Source organism: Thiocapsa sp., from assembly GCF_018399035.1.
In the GTDB taxonomy this organism is placed as follows: Bacteria; Pseudomonadota; Gammaproteobacteria; order Chromatiales; family Chromatiaceae; genus Thiocapsa.
The window spans coordinates 5,578,546-5,596,552 of the sequence record NZ_CP073760.1; the positions used below are offsets into that span (position 1 = coordinate 5,578,546).

The 18,007-nt window shown below is 65.6% G+C and carries 19 protein-coding genes, 1 pseudogene and 1 riboswitch; of the genes and pseudogenes, 11 read left to right on the forward strand and 9 right to left on the reverse strand.

Translation table 11 applies throughout. The features are described from left to right. Positions 1-202: 202 nt before the first annotated feature. From KFB96_RS25475 to KFB96_RS25515, 9 genes are all read right to left on the reverse strand, one after another. A complete protein-coding gene (locus KFB96_RS25475) occupies positions 203-1,582 on the reverse strand; it encodes a V-type ATP synthase subunit B (RefSeq protein WP_213455663.1) in 1,380 nt (459 codons plus the stop codon). A gap of 187 nt (positions 1,583-1,769) precedes the next feature. Continuing rightward, positions 1,770-3,566: a V-type ATP synthase subunit A gene (locus tag KFB96_RS25480; protein WP_213455661.1), complete on the reverse strand. Its 1,797-nt coding sequence runs from the start codon at positions 3,564-3,566 to the stop codon at positions 1,770-1,772. 17 nt (positions 3,567-3,583) lie between these two features. Beyond that, positions 3,584-4,225, reverse strand: a complete 642-nt coding sequence (locus KFB96_RS25485) for a V-type ATP synthase subunit E (protein ID WP_213465959.1) — start codon at positions 4,223-4,225, stop codon at positions 3,584-3,586. Positions 4,226-4,393: 168 nt separating this feature from the next. Next, positions 4,394-4,714, reverse strand: coding sequence for a V-type ATP synthase subunit F (locus tag KFB96_RS25490; RefSeq protein WP_213459735.1), 321 nt, complete (start codon positions 4,712-4,714; stop codon positions 4,394-4,396). Between the two features lie 63 nt (positions 4,715-4,777). Beyond that, on the reverse strand, positions 4,778-5,227 hold the full coding sequence (locus tag KFB96_RS25495) for an ATP synthase subunit C (protein ID WP_213458262.1): 450 nt from the start codon (positions 5,225-5,227) through the stop codon (positions 4,778-4,780). Positions 5,228-5,276: 49 nt separating this feature from the next. Further along, complete coding sequence (locus tag KFB96_RS25500) at positions 5,277-7,469, reverse strand: V-type ATPase 116kDa subunit family protein (protein ID WP_300971153.1); 2,193 nt, start codon at positions 7,467-7,469, stop codon at positions 5,277-5,279. A gap of 41 nt (positions 7,470-7,510) precedes the next feature. Continuing rightward, positions 7,511-8,581: a V-type ATPase subunit gene (locus KFB96_RS25505; RefSeq protein ID WP_213458263.1), complete on the reverse strand. Its 1,071-nt coding sequence runs from the start codon at positions 8,579-8,581 to the stop codon at positions 7,511-7,513. Between the two features lie 60 nt (positions 8,582-8,641). Then, positions 8,642-8,959, reverse strand: coding sequence for an ATPase (locus KFB96_RS25510; protein WP_213458264.1), 318 nt, complete (start codon positions 8,957-8,959; stop codon positions 8,642-8,644). A 155-nt stretch (positions 8,960-9,114) separates the two neighbouring features. Further along, positions 9,115-9,366, reverse strand: coding sequence for a hypothetical protein (locus KFB96_RS25515; protein WP_213458265.1), 252 nt, complete (start codon positions 9,364-9,366; stop codon positions 9,115-9,117). A 207-nt stretch (positions 9,367-9,573) separates the two neighbouring features. Then, a riboswitch (cobalamin riboswitch) is annotated at positions 9,574-9,794 on the forward strand. Between the two features lie 30 nt (positions 9,795-9,824). On the opposite strand from KFB96_RS25515, the gene cbiM reads away from it, so the two are divergent. From cbiM to KFB96_RS25570, 11 genes and pseudogenes are all read left to right on the forward strand, one after another. Next, positions 9,825-10,457 (forward strand): cobalt transporter CbiM, encoded by a 633-nt coding sequence (cbiM, locus tag KFB96_RS25520; RefSeq protein WP_213458266.1) that lies wholly within the window; start codon positions 9,825-9,827, stop codon positions 10,455-10,457. Next, entirely contained in the window at positions 10,450-11,085 is a 636-nt protein-coding gene (locus KFB96_RS25525; RefSeq protein ID WP_213458267.1) for a hypothetical protein, read from the forward strand. The genes cbiM and KFB96_RS25525 overlap by 8 nt, the downstream gene beginning before the upstream one ends. Before the next feature lie 8 nt (positions 11,086-11,093). After that, a complete protein-coding gene (cbiQ, locus tag KFB96_RS25530; protein WP_213458268.1) occupies positions 11,094-11,885 on the forward strand; it encodes a cobalt ECF transporter T component CbiQ in 792 nt (263 codons plus the stop codon). After that, positions 11,869-12,546 (forward strand): energy-coupling factor ABC transporter ATP-binding protein, encoded by a 678-nt coding sequence (locus KFB96_RS25535; protein ID WP_213458269.1) that lies wholly within the window; start codon positions 11,869-11,871, stop codon positions 12,544-12,546. The genes cbiQ and KFB96_RS25535 overlap by 17 nt, the downstream gene beginning before the upstream one ends. A gap of 168 nt (positions 12,547-12,714) precedes the next feature. Then, the gene (locus KFB96_RS25540) at positions 12,715-13,518 is read left to right on the forward strand and encodes a BON domain-containing protein (protein WP_213458270.1); all 804 of its coding nucleotides are present in this window, start codon (positions 12,715-12,717) and stop codon (positions 13,516-13,518) included. Positions 13,519-13,600: 82 nt separating this feature from the next. Then, positions 13,601-14,455 (forward strand): electron transfer flavoprotein subunit beta/FixA family protein, encoded by an 855-nt coding sequence (locus tag KFB96_RS25545; protein ID WP_213458271.1) that lies wholly within the window; start codon positions 13,601-13,603, stop codon positions 14,453-14,455. Beyond that, complete coding sequence (locus tag KFB96_RS25550; RefSeq protein ID WP_213458272.1) at positions 14,452-15,495, forward strand: electron transfer flavoprotein subunit alpha/FixB family protein; 1,044 nt, start codon at positions 14,452-14,454, stop codon at positions 15,493-15,495. Before KFB96_RS25545 ends, KFB96_RS25550 begins: the two co-directional genes overlap by 4 nt. Next, positions 15,485-16,801 (forward strand): FAD-dependent oxidoreductase, encoded by a 1,317-nt coding sequence (locus tag KFB96_RS25555; RefSeq protein WP_213458273.1) that lies wholly within the window; start codon positions 15,485-15,487, stop codon positions 16,799-16,801. Before KFB96_RS25550 ends, KFB96_RS25555 begins: the two co-directional genes overlap by 11 nt. Before the next feature lie 2 nt (positions 16,802-16,803). Further along, on the forward strand, positions 16,804-17,145 hold the full coding sequence (locus KFB96_RS25560) for a ferredoxin family protein (RefSeq protein ID WP_213458274.1): 342 nt from the start codon (positions 16,804-16,806) through the stop codon (positions 17,143-17,145). A 10-nt stretch (positions 17,146-17,155) separates the two neighbouring features. After that, positions 17,156-17,443 carry a hypothetical protein gene (locus tag KFB96_RS25565; RefSeq protein WP_213458275.1) on the forward strand — a complete coding sequence of 96 codons (288 nt, stop codon included), beginning with the start codon at positions 17,156-17,158 and terminating at the stop codon, positions 17,441-17,443. 157 nt (positions 17,444-17,600) lie between these two features. After that, positions 17,601-17,888, forward strand: a pseudogene (locus KFB96_RS25570) (ISNCY family transposase); the annotation flags it as partial. Positions 17,889-18,007 lie beyond the last annotated feature (119 nt).

An 18,007-nucleotide genomic window follows, 5' to 3' on the forward strand; every position in this document is an offset into this window, starting at 1 on the left:
CATTATCGCCGCCACCGTCGTCGGCACAACCGACGCCGGTGGGACTCGAGGATGAATTCATCACTGGGCGGCGGGGTATACAGATGCAGGGTCGTCACCCTTGCGTTCGGAAACAGTGATGCCAAGCGGCGCACCGGTCCGAGATGCCGACGTTGGGCACGCTGCGCTTTGCCCAACCTACGGGAATCACATCCGAAATCGCCTAATCGGTCCCTTGATAATACTTGGCTAGATCCGTCTCTTTCACGCGCGTGAGCATGTCGCGCGGGAACATGCTCATCAGCTCCCAGGCGAGGTTGAGGGTGGCCTCGATGGAGCGGTCTTCGGATTCGCCTTGGCCGACGAAGCGCTCGTCGAAGGCATCGGCGAAGGTGAGATAGCGGCGATCGCGCTCGGAGAGCTCGTCGGCGCCGATGATGGATGCGAGGTTGCGGGTCTCTTGGGCACGGGCGTAGAGGGCGTAGATCTGGCCGGCGACGCGGGGATGGTCCTCGCGGGTGTCGTCCTTGCCGATGCCGTCCTTCATGAGGCGCGATAGGCTCGGCGAGATGTGCACCGGGGGGTAGATGCCCTGGTTGTGCAGCTCGCGCGAGAGCACGATCTGGCCCTCGGTGATGTAGCCGGTGAGGTCCGGGATCGGGTGCGTGATGTCGTCCGAGGGCATGGAGACCACGGGCATCATGGTGATGGAGCCGTGACGGTTGTGGATGCGCCCGCAGCGCTCGTAGATCTCGGCCAGATCCGAATAGAGATAGCCGGGGTAGCCTTTGCGCGCCGGGACATCGCCCTTGGCGGTCGCGACCTCGCGCAGGGCCTCGGCGTAGTTGGTCATGTCGGTGAGGATGACCAAGACGTGCCGATCCAGATCGTAGGCCAGATATTCGGCCGCGGTCAGCGCGGTGCGGGGCAGGGTGAGGCGCTCGACCGGCGGGTCGTCGGCGAGGTTGATGAACATGACCACGTTGCGCAGCACGCCGGAGCTGGCGAACTCGTCGCGGAAGAACTTCGCATCGGCATAGGACACGCCCATCGCCGCGAAGACCACCGAGAAGCTCGACTCCTGATCGACCAGCTTGGCCTGGCGCCCGATCTGTGCGGCAAGCCGATTGTGCGGCAGACCCGAGCCCGAGAAGATCGGCAGCTTCTGACCGCGCACCAGGCTGTTGAGCCCGTCGATGGTGGAGATGCCGGTCTGGATGAACTCGCGCGGATAGGTGCGTGCGGCCGGGTTGATGGCCGAACCGCTGACCGGGCGACGAATGTTTGAGAGCACCGGCGGTCGACCGTCGCGGGGCTCGCCGAGCCCGTTGAACTCGCGTCCGAGGATCTCGGGAGAGAGTGCGATCTCGACCGGCTCGTCGAGGAAGCGCACCCAGGTGTTCTCCAGATCCAGGTCGTCGGTGCCTTCGAACACCAGGATCAGGACCTCGTTGTCGGCGCTGCGGATGACCTGGCCGTTGCGGGTATTGCCCGCGTGGTCCTTGATCTGCACGCGGTCGCCGAAGGCGATTCCGGCGGTGTCTTTGACGACCAGCAGGCCGCCGCGGGCCTCGATTGCAGTGCGATATTCTTTGATGCTCATTGAACCGCGTCCGGCATGCTATGCGTTGTGTTCATTTTGTTGTGATGTCTTATCAGCCCATGGCCGCTGGCGTAGACGCGGTTCAAGTCTCTTAAAATTTTTCTTTCTGAACCGCGTCTTGCCGTCGTCGTTGTTTAGGACAAGGGTCAACTCGCCCCGAAACACCGCATGTTGCTCCGGACGCGGTTCAGACCTGCTCGCCATGTTTGGCGTATTCGATCCGCACCGACTCCATCGCATGATCGACCTCGGCGCGGAAGGCGAGGACCTGGTCGAGCTGCTCGCTGGAGTACATCGACTTGAGGCGTCGCATCTTGGCCATGAGCGGGAGATGCTGCAGCTCCGAGACCGGCACGCCGAGCTTGATCAGGGCAGCACCGCGCTTGTAGATGGTGATGGCCAAATCGAGCAGCGCGAACTGTTTCTCTGGCGAGCAGAAGGTGTCGATCTCGTCGAGCGCGCTTTGCTGGAGCACGCCTTCCTTGATCAGGGATGCGCCTTCGAGCTCCCAGCGCTGCGCGTCCGAGAGTGCTTCGGGGCCGACCAGGTTGACGATGCGCGAGAGCTCCGCATCGCGGGCCAGCAAGGCGAGGGCAGCGGTGCGACGCTTCTCCCAGTCCGGGTCGACCTCCTTATGCCACCACTGCGCGGCGGTATGCACGTGCTTGGAAAAGCTGGTGACCCAGTCGATCGAGGGATAGTGACGCGCGTCGGCAAGCTCTTTGGAGAGCGCCCAGAAGGTCTCGATGATGTCCTTGGTGTGGCTGGTCACCGGCTCGGAGAAATCGCCGCCGGGCGGGGAGACCGCGCCGATCAGGGTGACCGATCCCGATCCGGCCCCGTAGGTCTCCACACGTCCGGCGCGCTCGTAGACCGCGGCGAGGCGTGATGCCAGGTAGGCCGGATAGCCTTCTTCGACCGGCATCTGACCGAGCCGCCCCGAGACCTCGCGCAGCGCCTCGGCCCAGCGGCTGGTGGAGTCCGCGAGCATGACCACATCGTAGCCCATGTCGCGGTAATACTCGGCCATGGTGATGCCGACATAGACCGACGCCTCGCGGGCCACCACCGGCATGTTGGAGGTGTTGGCGACGAGCAGGGTGCGCTCCATCAGCTTGCGGCCGGTGTAGGGGTCGTCCAGCTCCGGGAAGCTTTCGAGCACGTCCACCAGCTCGTTGCCGCGCTCCCCGCAGCCGACATAGATGACGATGTCGGCGTTGGACCAGCGCGCGATCTGCTGCTGAACGACGGTCTTGCCGGCCCCGAAGGGTCCGGGTACGGCGCCCTTGCCGCCCTTGAGCTGCGGGAAGAAGGTGTCGATGACCCGCTGTCCGGTGATCAGCGGCGACACCCCGTCGTCGCGCCGCAGGTAAGGGCGCGGTTTGCGCACCGGCCAACGCTGATACATGCTCAGTCGGTGGCTGATGCCGCGCGGATCGCGCACCCGCGCGATGGTCGACTCGATGTCGTACTCGCCCGCCGGCGCCACCTCGAGCAGCTCGCCCTCGACACCGGGTGGAACCATGATCCGGTGCAGGACGGTCGTGGTCTCCTGGACCGTGCCCAGGACGATGCCGGGTCCGACCGTGGCGCCCGGGCTCAGCTCGCGATTGGGCTCGAACTCCCACTCGCGTGCCCGATCCAGCGCAGGCACCGAGATGCCGCGACGGATGTAGTCGCCCGACTCCAGTGCGATCTTCTCGAGCGGGCGCTGCACGCCGTCGAAGATGCCGCCCATCAGGCCGGGACCGAGCTCGACCGAGAGCGGCCAACCCAAGCCTTGCGCCGGCTCGCCGGGGCGCACCCCGTCGGTAGACTCGTAGGTCTGCACGATCGCGAGCTGACCCCGCAGCGAGATCACCTCGCCGAAGAGGCCGAGGTCGCCGATCTTCACCTGCTCGCCGCTGCGCACGCCCGGCAGCTCGACGGTCACGATGGGGCCGTTGATGTCTCGGATGACACCCGTTCGCTTGGTTTCACTCATGGGTTTCGCTCATGGTCTCATCCGCTGAAGAGGTTGCCGGTGTCGAACCCGCTCGGCAACAGCCGTTCGAGGATGACCTGTTGCACGGCGGCGCGCAGACGCTCGAGCCGGCCCTCGTAGGTATTGTCGATGCGGATGCGTCGGTCGCGGCTGGCGACGAGTACCCCGCCGAGCGTCTCGATCGGCTCCTTGGAGAGAATCACGGTCTTGTGACTCGGGAGGGTCTCCAAGATGGCGTCCCAGCGCTCGGCTAGGCGATGCAGATCGCGCGCATTGGCGGAGACGACCAAGGACTTCTCCTCGATGAGGTTGGCCGCGCGCACGATCAGGCTCTCCAGCCAAGGCTCGTAGCGCCCGAGGTCTTCGCTGAACGCCTTCATGCGTCCGGCGAGTGCGCGCTCGACATCCTGGACCAGGTTCCAGCGCATGCGGTCCAGGTGCGTCTGCATCTTCAACTCGCTGGCCTGCACCTGTTGGCGGAAGGTCCGGTCCGCGAGCGTCTTGGCGATACTCTCTTCGCGGCTCTCGCGCATGCGCAGCCGCTCCGCGGCCTCGCGCAGGATGCTGTCGCGGCTGCGGTTGGCGCGGTCGCGATACTCGCCGGCCAGCCGTTCCGCGCGGGCCAGAATGGCCTGCTCAAGCTCTTGTACCTGATTCACGATCGACCCTCGTTAAACCGCGTCCGGAGCGAACCCCGTCGTTTTGTCGCTTGCCGCTGCCTTGCCGACACCGGGGCGAAACTCAAGACGCGGTTTAAGTGAATGAATACTGTTTGATGACAACCAAGTCTTCATGGGCTCACCCGGTGATCTGCGAGACCCTGCGGCTCATGGCCCCGCCTTGGCGTTGACCACGGCATTGCCGAACAGGGCCGCCAGGCGTCGCGCCACGTCGCTTCCCAACTGCGGGTGCTCGCCGAGCGGCGGCACGGCGATCACGACGATCCGCCCCCCTTCGCGACGCACGCGTTTGAGGCTCGGGATGTCCTGCGCCATCACGGCATCGTCCACGACCACGAAGGCTTTCTCGCGTCCGCGCAGGAGGTCCCGGATCGTCCGATCGACGAGCTCGGGGTCGGGATTGGGATGCGTCTCGAAGCCGATGAGTCGAAAGCCGTCGGCGAGCCGATCCTCGCCGAGGAAGAGCATCCGCGTCGGTCGGCCGTAGTCTTGTTCCGTCTCCACCACCAGGGCTCCTGAGCGGCGCGCCGATTAGAGTTTGTTGATCATCAGGATGGAGATCACGAGGCCGTAGATGGCGATACCCTCGGCGAGCCCGAGATAGATCAGGGTTCGGCCGAGGTTCTCCGGCTTCTCGGTGATGGCCGCAAGCGATGCGGCACCGATGGGACCGACCGCGATGCCGGCGCCGATGGTGGCGATCGCCGTCGGGATGCCGGCACCGATGAACGCCAGACCCATGCCGAGCGACATCTCGTTCACGGACTCGACGGCGACGACATCCACGTTGGCGAAGGCGTCATTGATGCCGAGCACCAGCAAACCGAGTTGAGCACCGACGAAGACGACCAGCTGGGTGCCCATCGCCGGCTTGTACCAGGACCGGGCCCCGGTCGCGAGCTGCGGGCGAAGCTCGAGCATGAGTCCGAGCAGGATGAGTCCGAGAATGGCGAAGGTCATGAGGGCGACGAGCCAGTACATTGCATGCTCCAGTGTGGTGTTTTGGTTGTGACGATAGGGTACGAATGACTCAAGCCGAACCGCGCCGGAACCTCAAGGGCGCGAACTCATGCCCGTTTCCCGAGAAGTAACGCGAGAAACCCTCGTAATACTGCAGACGCATCACCTGAATCATCACGATACCGCCCTCCAGGACGATGACGAAGATGTTGCCGAGGATCAGGGTCACGATATGGCCGAATATACCCATCATGCCCGCAAGCGTCATGATGGCGATCGAGAGCGCGACATGGTTCAGGCTGAATGCCGCGACACGCAAAAACGACAAGGTGTTGGAGACATAGCCGATCAGGGTCTCCAAGGTCTCGATGAAAACGACCAGGACCTTCTCCCCGACAGCCCCCTCTTGATGCCGCCAACTGTGCGCGGCGAGGGCGAGGAGTGCGCCGATCACCAAGACCAACGGGAGGGTGCCGAAGGCATCGACCGCGTCGACCCGAACCCCGGGGACACCCTCGCCGGCTGTGGCGACGTTCACGCCTCCGCTGATCAGCGCCAGATAGAAGATCAGATTGATGATGCCGTGATGTCCGAAGACGGCCCCGGACCAGTTCTGGATGACCAGCCGGTTGTAGATCGCCAGCAGACAGGCCAGCGTCAGGAAGAGCACGCCCCAGCCGAGTGCGATGCGCAGCATCAGGAGCGGGTCGCTCAGCGGACTCATCCAGAGCGCGGGGATCAGGTGCTCTTCGCTGAAGATGCTGCCGAAAAGCACGCCGAAGAACATCGAGGACAGGCCTGCCATCAATCCGAACGGCCAGAAGCGCCCGAGCTTCCGGCGCAGGAGCCAGGCGGCGAGGGCAATCACGGCGCCTTGGCCGACGTCGCCGAACATGCTCCCGAACATCAGGATGAAGGTCACCGCAAAAAGCGGTGTGGGATCGACCTCGCCGTACTCGGGTACACCGTATTGCTTCACCAGCATGGCGAAGGGCGAGAGGAACCAGCCCTTTGCCGGCACCGTCGGGACGAGTGCGCGTTCTTCCGCCGCAGGGTTGCGCACGCTCATCTCGAAGGGATGGTTGAGCGACTCGCGCAGGCGCGCGCCGAGCTGCTCGACCGAGCGTGCCGGGACCCAGCCTGCGAGATAGGTCAGGTAGCCGGCACTGCGGATCGACGGATCGAGCGAGACCAGCGGCTCCGCCATCATCAGGGTTCGCTGTGCTTTCAGCAGCGGTCCTGCGAGGGGGGCGGACCAGTGCGCGAGGGTCTCGAGCAGGGCCTTGCGTTGAGCGTCGATCGACGCGCGCTGAGCGGCGAGGTCGCGCTGCAGCTCGGCTGGGTTACGGTCGAGCTCCTGCGGGATCGGCAGGTTCTGAAAGCCTGCGGCGTCGAGCACGGCGGAGAGCTGACTCTCCTTCGTGCCGGCCGGGCCGACGATCACGACATGGGCGTTCTCGCCCTCCTGCATATAGACGTGCAGGATGTACCCGGCCAGGCCGACGGCGCCTTCCAATTGGCGCAGATTCTCGCGCGGCACCAGGCCGACGTAAAAGTCGAGGAAGCGCGTCTTGCTGCGCAGCATCCCCAGATCGATGTTGAGATGGGCGAAGTTCGCCAAGGCGGCTTGTTGCTCCTTGACCAGGCGCTCTTCGTCGTCGAGACGGCGCAGAGCCTCCTCGTAGTTGGAGGTCTCGCTCCAGAGCTCGCCCAACCAGGTGTTCAAGGTCTGCAGCTCGGGGAAATCGACCACCCGGACGTGTTCGATCTCGGGTGTCTCAGGCACCGGGATCAATCGACCGATCTTCTCCAGACGGACGGCGGCTTGGGTGAAGACTTTGCCCAACCTGGCTTGCAACGTCTGAAGATCGGCGAAATCGACCACGTGGCCTTGCTCGATCTCGGGTGGCTTCGGCGTCTTGACCCATTTGCCGATCCTCTCCAGACGGGCCGCGGCTTGGGTGAAGACCTTGGTCAACCAGGCGCTCAGGGTCTGAAGCTCGGCGAGATCGACCAAGCGGGCCTGATCGATCTCGGGTGTCTCCGGCACCGGGATCAACTTGCCGATCTTCTCCAGACGGGCCGTGGCTTGGGTGAAGACCTCGCGATACTCGCGCCCCGGCAGACCGGCGAGCCGGGACTCGGTCGGCGGGCGTGTATCCGGGTGAAAGCTCTCCACGTCCGCCAAGGAGAGCGATGCCTGCGGAAGGTCCTCGGTGAGGAGCAAGAGCCGGACATGCTTCATCGGTGTCGAGCGCAACATGCGTCAGCCCCTCTGCATCGGTTGGTGCGCCGGGGTCCGCATCAGGCCGCCCGACTCCCGGCCCAGGGGCACCCGGGCTCGGACAGCTCGATCGCGATCTCGATGGCGGCGGACGGGAGCTTCAGGATCTGGCCTTGGGCCAGTGCGAACAACAAGAGAAGGTCGCGCTCGCGCAGCATCAGATAAGCCAATGCACGGGCGACGCCCGATTGGGTGTGGTGTAGAACCCAATGCGCCTCTTGGGCCGCGTAGGCGCCGATGCGCTTTTGAGCGTCCACGATATTCTTGCTGCCGGCGAGCAGTCGGTCCAGCGGCGCCGGCAAGGTGGCGACGACGCCCTCGAAGGTCTCGACATTCACCAGATGCAGCAGCCGTTCGCGCGTGAGCAGACGCATCGACGGGACCAGATGGTAAAAGGTCTCGGACGCCGAAAGCTGGTATGAAAACCGGAAGCGCAGGAGCCACATCAGATTGATGCGATCCAGCTCGGCGCCCATCAGGCGTTTCAGCGGGTTCAGGTTTGCGTCGCTGAACGCCATGACCTGTCGCAACAGTCCGGCGTAATAGCGTTGATCGATCGCCGCCTCCAATGCAAACGGCTCGCGCTGCTGCTCGTAGACCTCGCGCGCTTGGCGGGCCAGGGTGCGGTGGGCCCCCGCTTCGAGCTGGCGCAGCAGCTCCAGGACGTTCTCGGCGCGAAACAGCTCGGTGCTGACCTCCTCGGACAGGCGCATGTGCTCGGGCAGCACATAGAGATTGTCCTGGATCTCTTTCTGGTCGAGGTCGTAGAGCTTGCCGCGGATCAGTGTCTTGAGATTGAAGAGCGCGTATTTGCGTCCCCAGTCGAGCACCAGGGCGCGCTCGGCGGTGTTCATGGGCCGCACCAGGATGAGCAGCTCGCCGAGCAAAACCTGAATCAGGCTTTGCTCTACCGCCCGACTGCGTGCGCGCGTGGACTGCTGATCGTCGAGGATGGCGGTCAAGCCGAAACGTTCCGCCAGGGCCGCCAAGGGCAGATGAGACAGGGCCGCGATCCCGCTCGGCTCGAACAACTGCATCGCCATGACGGAGACGCGCGTGTTGAGGTAGGCGTGGTCGGCAATGATGGTCATGAAGGAACCGCGAGTGAGCTGCTGATCGGGCGTCGCGCCGGCAAAGAATCCATTCGGCGTTCAGCGATCGGGGTCGATCAGAACCTGAAAGGCGGCGTCCAGCGCCTCGCCTTCGCGGCGCTCGGCCTGATCGCGCAATTGAACATGTCGCTCGTCGTAGCGACGACGCAGCTCGGCGACGTTTTGCTCGGCGCGCTCCTCGGCCTTTGCGATGAAGCCCCGATGCAGATCCGGGATCCGCGCGGTGAAGCGATCGTTCTCGGATTTGGCATCCGCCATCGCCTTTTGAATCGTGTGCTCCTGCTCGGCCTCGGCCTGCTGAGCGATCTTCTCGGCGCGCATCTCGGCTTCGAGGAGGCGTTGGAGGGTGTCGTCCATCGTGGTCTACCTGCTAGAACAACAGAGCTACGGGGGTCTAACCTTACCCGAAGGCCGGGAAAAAAGCGCGACACTGCGGGGCGTTCTGCCGAGATCGGCCGGGAAAAAGCAGGTGTCGATCGGTGCGATCGGTCACGAAGCTGTCCCGGAGCACATCAAGCGGGTTGCCGCCGTGTCTCCGCTGAAAGCTGAACTAGAATATCACCGTATTCTAACGAATGCGCCTCCCGATTGAAACCGAAGACCATGCAGGCGAAGACTAAACCCGTCGCCGTGCCGAACGCACCGATCGCGGTCTCCTCGCGGCTCGGCGGATCGCCGGCACCAGCCTGCAGCACGCCCCCTCCGAGCTCCTCGATCGGGCCGCCGATGCGCGATTGAACGCCGCCGACGCTCTCGCCGCACACGCCGTAAACATTGATCGCGCCAAGGCCATTCGTTTAGACTCCCGCGCTTCGGTTCCGCTCGTGACAGGGTCACGAGCGGTTAAACCGCATCGGGAATGACGGGCGTTGTGCTCACGTGGGCTTGGTCCCGGCCGCGGCACTTCGGTTGTTTCGTTGAACAGTCGAGCCGCTTCCAACCCAGCCCCCGGGCGGCTTCGAGGCAACAGCCTCGGAGGGGCACACCCCGGTCATTTCCAACGCGGTTTAAAGGGAACACGGTGAGGCACGCCGACCGCGGCCGATTCCGTGACTGTCCCCGCAACTGTAAGCGCTGAGGCCCACCGCTGACGCCACTGGGCGCTGTCATCCGCAAGGGATGACGGCCCGGGAAGGCCGGTGACGCCGATGATGCGCGAGTCAGGAGACCTGCCGAACCCCCCAATCCACCGACGGGACGGGCGATCCCTATAGAGGTTCATATGCACATCGTCGACGGCGCCTTGTCTCATCCCGTTGTCATCGGGGGCGCGGTTCTGGCCGTGGCCGGAATCGCCAAAGGTCTGCGGGAGCTGGACATGGAGCGCATCCCGGCGGCGGGAGTCCTGAGCGCGACCTTCTTCGTCGCGGCCTTGGTCCATGTGCCGATCGGCCCATCCAGCGTCCATCTGATCATGAACGGACTCGCCGGGATCGTCCTCGGCTGGGCGGCCTTCCCCGCCCTCTTCGTCGGTCTCCTGCTCCAGGCCGTTTTCTTCGGCTTCGGCGGAATCACCGTACTCGGGGTGAATACCCTGGCGATCGCCCTGCCGGCGGTTGCGGTCCATTATCTCTGCCGCTCCGGGATCCGGTCAGAGCGTATCGGGGTCGCCGCGGTTTGGGCCGGGCTCGCGGGCGGGCTTGCGATCGCCATGACCGTGGCCTTGGTGGCGCTCGCCTTGACCCTGAGTGGCCAGCATTATCTGGTGGCGGCCAAGCTGGTCTTCTTCGCGCATCTTCCGATCATGGCGATCGAGGCGATGCTCTGTGTCGCCGCCGTGACCCTCATCCGACAGGTGAAGCCGGAGCTGTTCGGCGTCTTCGACCAACCCGTGGTTCGGAGCGGCGATGCCTGACTGCCCGGCTTGGCGTTGTGGTCGCGGTTGGACCATCCTTGCCCTGCCTTGGCTCGTGTTCGGGCTCTTGCTCGGCGGACCGGCTCAGGCACACAAGGTCGTCGCCTCGGCTTGGGTCGAAGGCACCGAGCTCGTCGGTGAGATCGGCTTTTCCAACGGGAAGCCGGCTCCGCCCGGCACACGGGTCGAGCTCTTCGATCATGAGCTGCGCAAGCTCGGGGAGACCGCAACCGACGAGGATGGCTTGTTTCGCTTCAGCCCGCCGAGCCGGCTTGGAGACGGGCTCGCGGGCGAGGCGGTCGAGGGTGTCGCGCTGACCGTCCGCTCCGATCTCGGGGCAGGGCATCTGGCCGAGGTCCGACTCTCGCCCGAGGAGGTCGCGCCGATCGCGGGCCGGCCCGCATCCGACATCCCTCGAGGATCCGCCGAAACGCTCGGCCCGACCGACGAGGCGCTTCGCGCACTGATCGCCGAGGCGGTCAGACAAGAGGTTCAGCCCTTGAGAAAAGAGATCGTCCAGCTCAAAGAGCAGACCGGGTTGCAGCAGATCCTCGGCGGAATGGGTTATATCGCGGGTCTCTTCGGGTTGCTGTTTTTTGTCTACGGCCGCCGGCCGACGCAAGGCTGAGACCGGCCATGGGTCATCTGCTCGAGCCCGCCGAACCTGCGACGACAGCCCGCGGGGCGCGCCGGGGCTGGCTGCGTGACCTGGATCCGCGCCTTCGCATCGTCGCCGCCACGCTGTTCGCACTGGTGGTGGTGTCCCTGTCCGGTCTACAGACGCTCGCACTCGCGCTTGGCCTGGCCATCCTCTTGATGTTCTGGGCACGTCTGCCCGCCGGCCCGACCCTCAAACGGATGGCGGCGATGGACGGCCTTATGCTGTTCATCTTGGTGCTGCTGCCCTTTACGGTGCCCGGCACGCCGATCTTCGCGTGGGGATCCTTCAGCGCGAGCGCAGAGGGGCTGAATAAGGCGATCACGATCGTGCTCAAGGCCAACGCGATCGTGCTCGCGCTTTTGTCCTTGGTCGGCAGCCTGGAGGCGGTCACGCTCGGCCACGCCCTTGCCCGCCTGCGGATGCCGGCGACACTGGTGCAGCTGCTGCTCTTCACCGTGCGCTACATCAGCGTCATCGGCGAGGAATACGCGCGACTGCGCACCGCGATGCGTGCGCGCGGCTTTCGCCCGGGCAACAACCGACACACCTACCAAAGCCTCGGCTATCTGGTCGGGATGCTGCTGGTGCGCAGCCTGGAACGCTCCGAGCGTATCCTGGCCGCGATGCGCTGTCGCGGCTTCCAAGGCCATTTTCATCTCTTGGACCAATTCGCCTATCGACCCGGCGATGCGGTCTTCGCAGGGGCGGCCGTGGTCGCGTTTGCCGCTTTGCTCGCATTGGATCTCCTGCATGCCCCCCTTGTTTGAGCTGAGCGGTGTGCGCTTTGCGTACCCCGGACAAGCGCCGGTCCTGATGGATGTGAGTCTCGGCCTGGAGGCGGGCGAGCGCATCGCGCTGACCGGGCCGAACGGATCCGGCAAGAGCACGCTGCTGCACATCATGGTCGGGCTCTTACGGCCCCAGGCCGGGACGGTTGTCGCCTTCGGCACCCCGAGGCGCAAGGAACAGGATTTCCATGAGGTCCGACAGCGCGTCGGCCTGGTCTTTCAGGATCCGGACGACCAGCTCTTCTGTCCGACCGTGGCCGAGGACATCGCCTTCGGACCGCTCAACCTCGGCCAATCGAAGACCGAGGTCCTCGAGGTGGTCGATCGCACGCTCGACCGATTACAGCTGAGGCACCTGCGCGACCGCGTGACCCACAAGCTCTCGGGCGGTGAAAAGCGTTTGGTCGGCCTCGCCACGGTGCTCGCGATGGAGCCGGACGTGCTCCTGCTCGACGAGCCCACCAATGCACTGGACGAGGCGACTCGGGCCCGCCTCGTTGCGATCCTCAACGCGCTCCCCCAAGCCCTGATCCTCATCTCCCACGACGCCCACTTCAGACGCAAGGTCACCAGCCATCAATACCGGATCCGCGACGGTGTCATCGGTGCGCTGGAGGTGCATTGTGCGCATGTCGAATAGGCCGACCCGAGCGAGCTTCGGGGGGGGCTGCGGTCATTCTACCGGCAGAGCCGCAACCAGGAAGAGTGGTCGAAGGCTCTACTCGTTGTCGTGTTCGTCCGGAATCCGATTACGACTATTGAACCGCGCCGGCTCCAACCTGCCTTACCCACAACGAGATGAAAGCCAATGAAATCGACACGACCCCATCGGGTTTTGATGACCTCGGCCTTGTTGATCCTGTTCTCGGTGTCGCCCCTGCGGGCCGATGCCGATGCAGCGATCGCCGCCAAGGTCGAGACCATCATCGCGCTCAACCAACACCTCAGTGGCTATGCGATCCAGATCCTCTCGCAGGACGGGCGCCTGCGCATCGAGGGATCGGTACCGAGCGTCATCGAGCGAACCCTGGCCGAGGATCTGGCAAACCTGGTCGCGAACGGGGTGCCGGTCGACAACGCGCTCGAACTGGATGCGACCTTCGCGGCGAGTCCGGGGCCTCTCACTGCCCGGGTCGAAGACCTGGATGTGGCGACGAGGATCCGCGAGCGCCTGGAGTGGCAGATCAGCACGAGCGGGCTGGAGGTTTCCGTCGAGATCGACGGGGGCATCGCTCGCCTCCAGGGTCGAGTCGGCTCGACCGGAGCGTCCGATCGCGTCGCGACGCTCGTCAGGACCACCGAAGGGGTTCGCGAGGTCTTCAATTACATCAACGTCGACTCGGATGTCTTGACCGAGGAGCGCGAGCGGCAGGCTGCAGTCGCCGAGGTGCAGCGCTCCGATACCTGGATCGCCAATCGCCTGGAGGCCGTCCTGCGCTACGATACCACCGTGAACGCGTCCAGCATGGAGGTGAGCTCGACCGACGGGGTGGTGTTGCTTCGCGGCACCGTCACGTCGCTGGCCGAGCGCCAAGTTGCCGAGGCGCTGGCGGGCGACATCTTGGGCGTGCGCGAGGTGGAATCGCTGCTGAGCTTCGAGAGACCCATGTGACCCTCGCGGTGCGCGTCTCTGCGCACCGCGGTGATGTCCTCGATTCCCCGTTTCGGATACGCATCCTCTCCAAGGCTCAGGCATGCATACGATCGTTGCCATCAAGCAGGTGCCGGACACCACTAGTGTTCGAATCGACCCGGAGACGGGCACCTTGATCCGGGAGGGTGTGCCGGCCGTCATCAATCCCTACGACCGACATGCCCTGGAGATGGCGGTCCGGCTGAAGGAGCGCTTCGGGGGCACGGTGACCGTGCTGACCATGGGTCCGCCGAAGGCCGCCGAGGCGCTCGTGGAGTGCGTGGAGCAAGGCGCGGATCGGGCGATCCTGCTCTGCGACCGCAAGTTCGGGGGCGCCGATACCCTCGCCACATCCTATGTCATCGCCCGCGCGATCGAGGCCATCCAGGCCGAGGACCCAGTGGATCTGCTGCTTTTCGGCAAGCAGGCGATCGACGGGGACACCGGCCAGGTCGGGCCGGGCGTGGCCGCGCGGCTGGATGTGCCCCTCGTCACCTATGCCGTTCGGATCGAGTCCATCGATCCCGTGACCCGCACGGCGATCGTCCACCGCCGCGTCGAGCAGGGCGTCGAGGTCCTGGAGACCGCGCTTCCCGCGCTCCTGACGGTCGAGAAGGAGATCGCGGCGATCGCCCGTGCGCCCCTGCCCAACCTGGTCCGCGCCGCCCGCTATCGACCCGAGACCTGGGACGCCGCCTCGCCCGTGCCCTTCGATCCGGCCAGGATCGGGATCAAAGGATCGGCGACCATCGTGTCCAAGGCATTCACACCGCCGCCCAAGGAGCCGGGTGAGCGGGTGTCCGTGGCCGAGGTCGGCCTGACCACGGCCGTCGGCCGCTCGCTGGAACGCATGGCCGCGGCCGGCGTGCTGACCTCCGGGTCGGTGGCGCTCTCCGACGAGGGGGACGGCGCATGACCGGCACGCCGGATCCCGGTGCCCGACGCATCTGGGTGCTGATCGAGCAGGACGCGGGGCAGGCGCATCCCGTTTCTTGGGAGCTGCTGGGTGCGGCCCGGCGCCTGGCGAGCGCGCTCGACGGCGCGGCGATCCGCGTGGAGGCGGTCCTTTTGGGTCACGGCGTGCGGCCCATCGCCGAGGATGCCTTTCGCTACGGCGCGAGCCGGGTGTACCTGATGGACGCCCCCGTGCTGGCGATCTATCGGAACCTGCCCTATGCCGTCGGCGTGAGCCGGTTGGTGCAGACCTATGAGCCCGAGATCCTGTTGATCGGGGCGACGACACGCGGGCGGGATCTGGCGAGTGCGATCGCGACCCGTCTGGAGACCGGACTCACCGCCGACTGCACCGAGCTGGCCATCGATCCCAAGCTCGGGATCCTGGCCGCCACCCGGCCGACCTTCGGCGGCAACCTGATGGCGACCATCCTCTGCCGAAAACACCGGCCCCAGATGGCCACCGTGCGACCGCGCGTGCTGCCGATGCCGATGCCGATGCCGCTCGCCGATGCCTCGGGCGAGATCCTGCCGGTCGAGCCGGGGCTCTCCGAAGCCGACATCCCGGTGCGACGCCTGCGGCTCATCCCCGCCGAGGAGCGTCTCAACCTGGAGCATGCGCCGGTCATCGTCGCCGGGGGGCGCGGGCTCGGCGGCCCTGACGGTCTGCCGCTGCTCGGGCGGCTTGCCGATCTGCTGGGCGGCGTCGTCGCCGTCTCGCGACCGCTCGTGGACGCGGGCTGGATCTCGGCCGATCATCAGGTCGGGCAGACCGGCAAGACGGTCCGGCCCAGGCTCTATATTGCCGCCGGGATCTCCGGCGCCGTGCAGCATCGGGTCGGCATGGGTGACGCGGACTTCATCCTCGCGATCAATCGGGACCCCGAGGCGCCCATCTTCCGGATCGCCGATCTCGGCATCGTCGGTGACCTCTACGAGGTGATCCCCGAGCTGATCCGACAGCTGCAGGCGATGCGCGATGGAGCCGGCCATGCCCGCTAGTCTGCACTGCGACGCCATCGTGGTCGGCGCCGGCCCGGCCGGGGTGGCCGCCGCCATCACCATGGCCAAAGGCGGTCTGGAGGTCTGCCTGATCGAGCGGGGACGCTCACCCGGCGCCAAGAATCTGTTCGGCGGCGTGCTCTACACCCATGCGCTCGCCGAGGTGCTCCCCGACTTTGCCGAGCGCCGGCCGCCCTTCGAGCGGCCCGTCACCGAGCAGGGCTACTGGTTGCTCTCGCCCGACAGTGCGGTGCGGATCATGCACAAGAGCGAGCGCTATAAGAGCGAGCCGGCAGGCGCCTATACGGTCCTGCGAGCGCGCTTCGATGCCTGGTTTGCCGAGCAGGCGGTGCAGGCCGGCGTGCTGCTCATCGCCAAGACGACCGTGACCCAGGTGTTGCGCGACGACTCGGGACGGACCGTCGGCGTGGCCACCGACCGACCCGAGGGCGAGGTCCATGCCCCCATCCTGGTCATCGCCGAGGGCGTCAACAACCTGCTCACCCAGGGCCTGGGCCTGGCCAAGGGTGACCTGCCGCCGCGCTATGTGGCCCTGTCGGTCAAGGAGGTGCTGGCCCTTCCGGCCGCCGAGATCGAGTCGCGCTTCGGGCTCGCCGGGGCGCACGAGGGCGTGGCCATCGACATCTTCGGCGACGCCACGCTGGGCCTGCCCGGCACCGCCTTTATCTACACGGACGCCAAGGCGATCTCGATCGGCGTCGGTCTGCTGCTCGCGGAGCTCATCGACCACAACCTCAGACCCTATGAGATCCTGGCGCGCTTCAAGGCCCACCCGGTCGTGCGCCCCTATCTGGCGGGCGCGACCGCGCTGGAGTACGGCGCCCATCTGATCCCGGAGCAGGGCTACGACCGCATGCCCGAGCTGGTGGGGGACGGCGTCCTGATCGCGGGCGACGCCGCGGCCATGGTCGACGCCCTGCACCGCGAGGGCTCCAACCTGGCCATGACCGCCGGGCGCATGGCGGGCGAGACGGCGCTCGAAGCGCACCGCCGGCAAGACTTCTCCGCGGCCTTTCTGCGCGCCTACCGGGACAAACTGGAGGAGAGCTTCGTGCTCAAGGACCTCAAGCAGTATCGCCGCATGACCGACTTCCTCGACAGCACACCGCACTTCATCGGCACCTATGTCGATTTCATGAACGACGCCGCGCTGCGCTATTTCACGGCCCAAGGCATGCCGAAGCGTGAGATGGAAGGCGAGATCCTCGGCCTGTTGCGCGGGCGACGCTCCTTCTTCGGGATCGCCCACGACATGATGAAGCTGCTGCGCGGGATGCGAGGCTGACCATGACCAAGCGCAAACGCCACCCTCAACCCTTGCGTCCCGAGCTGCGCGAGAGCCTGCCGCGCGTGAATCTGGATGCCCTGATCGGATCGGTCCGATACGAGGTCGACGAGGCATTCGCCCACCTCTGGATCAAAGACCCCGCGGTCTGCCAAGGCTGTCCGGCCAAGCCCTGCCTGGATTTCTGCCCGGCCGGAGTCTATCGCCTGGACTGCCAAGGGCATGTCATGGTCGGCTATCAGGCCTGCCTCGAATGCGGGAGCTGCCGCGTGGGCTGCCCCTTCCACAACATCGGCTGGGCGCTGCCGCGCGGCGGCTACGGCGTCGCCTACAAGCTCGGCTAGGACGACGAGGATGCAACACTCATCCATCGAGCGGATCGACCGGGCCGCGCTCTCTTTGCTGCAGGCACTTGGCGAGCATCGCGAGGCATTGGCTTGCCACTTCGAACCCGGTCATCTTGAGGGGCTCGAAGCGGATCTGACCACACTCAGGCAGGCGCTGTTGGGTTTGCAGATGGGGGCGCTGTATTGGGACGGGCCGGGCGGGGAGGTGGAGCAGGGAGTCCCGAAGGACTCGGGATCGGAGGTTCGATCTGCAGCCGGTATGCAGGGTTTGGAGGATAGCGGGGCCAGGGCATGACAGGAGCGCCCGCAGCTGCGGTGAAAGATTGATCGATTGCGGCTGACCTATTTGTGGGTTAGGTATGCGACCGCCGGAATGGAGTGCCCGGAACGCCTTTGTTTCGAGCACCGTACGGGAATTGTGGAAACTGTCCCCGGAACTCAACGACTTTCCGGTGCTGCCGAAGAAGGGCAAATGCTCGGCCGCCGAGCGCGAACGCGAAGGCGATCCGCGCTTCATCCAGCTGCGCCGGAAACACTCCGCCGTGGAGTCCGCCATCAACGCGCTGGAGGTCCACGGACTCGACCGCTGTCGTGATCACGGGATCGACGGCTTCAAGCGCTATGTCGCCTTGGCGGTGGTGGCGCGCAACATTCAGCGCATCGGCGCGCTGCTGCTCGCGCAGGAGGCCGAGGAGGCGCGGCGCGAGCGGGACCGACAGCGCCGACGACGCGCTGCTTGACCCTTTCGATCGGGTCCGGTGCCGACCCCGACGGGAGTGGTGCGCCTGCAGAATGGCGGTGATGCGAGTCGCTCTCATTTAAGCGGCTTGATCGCGCGAATAGGCCTCGAATGAGGCTC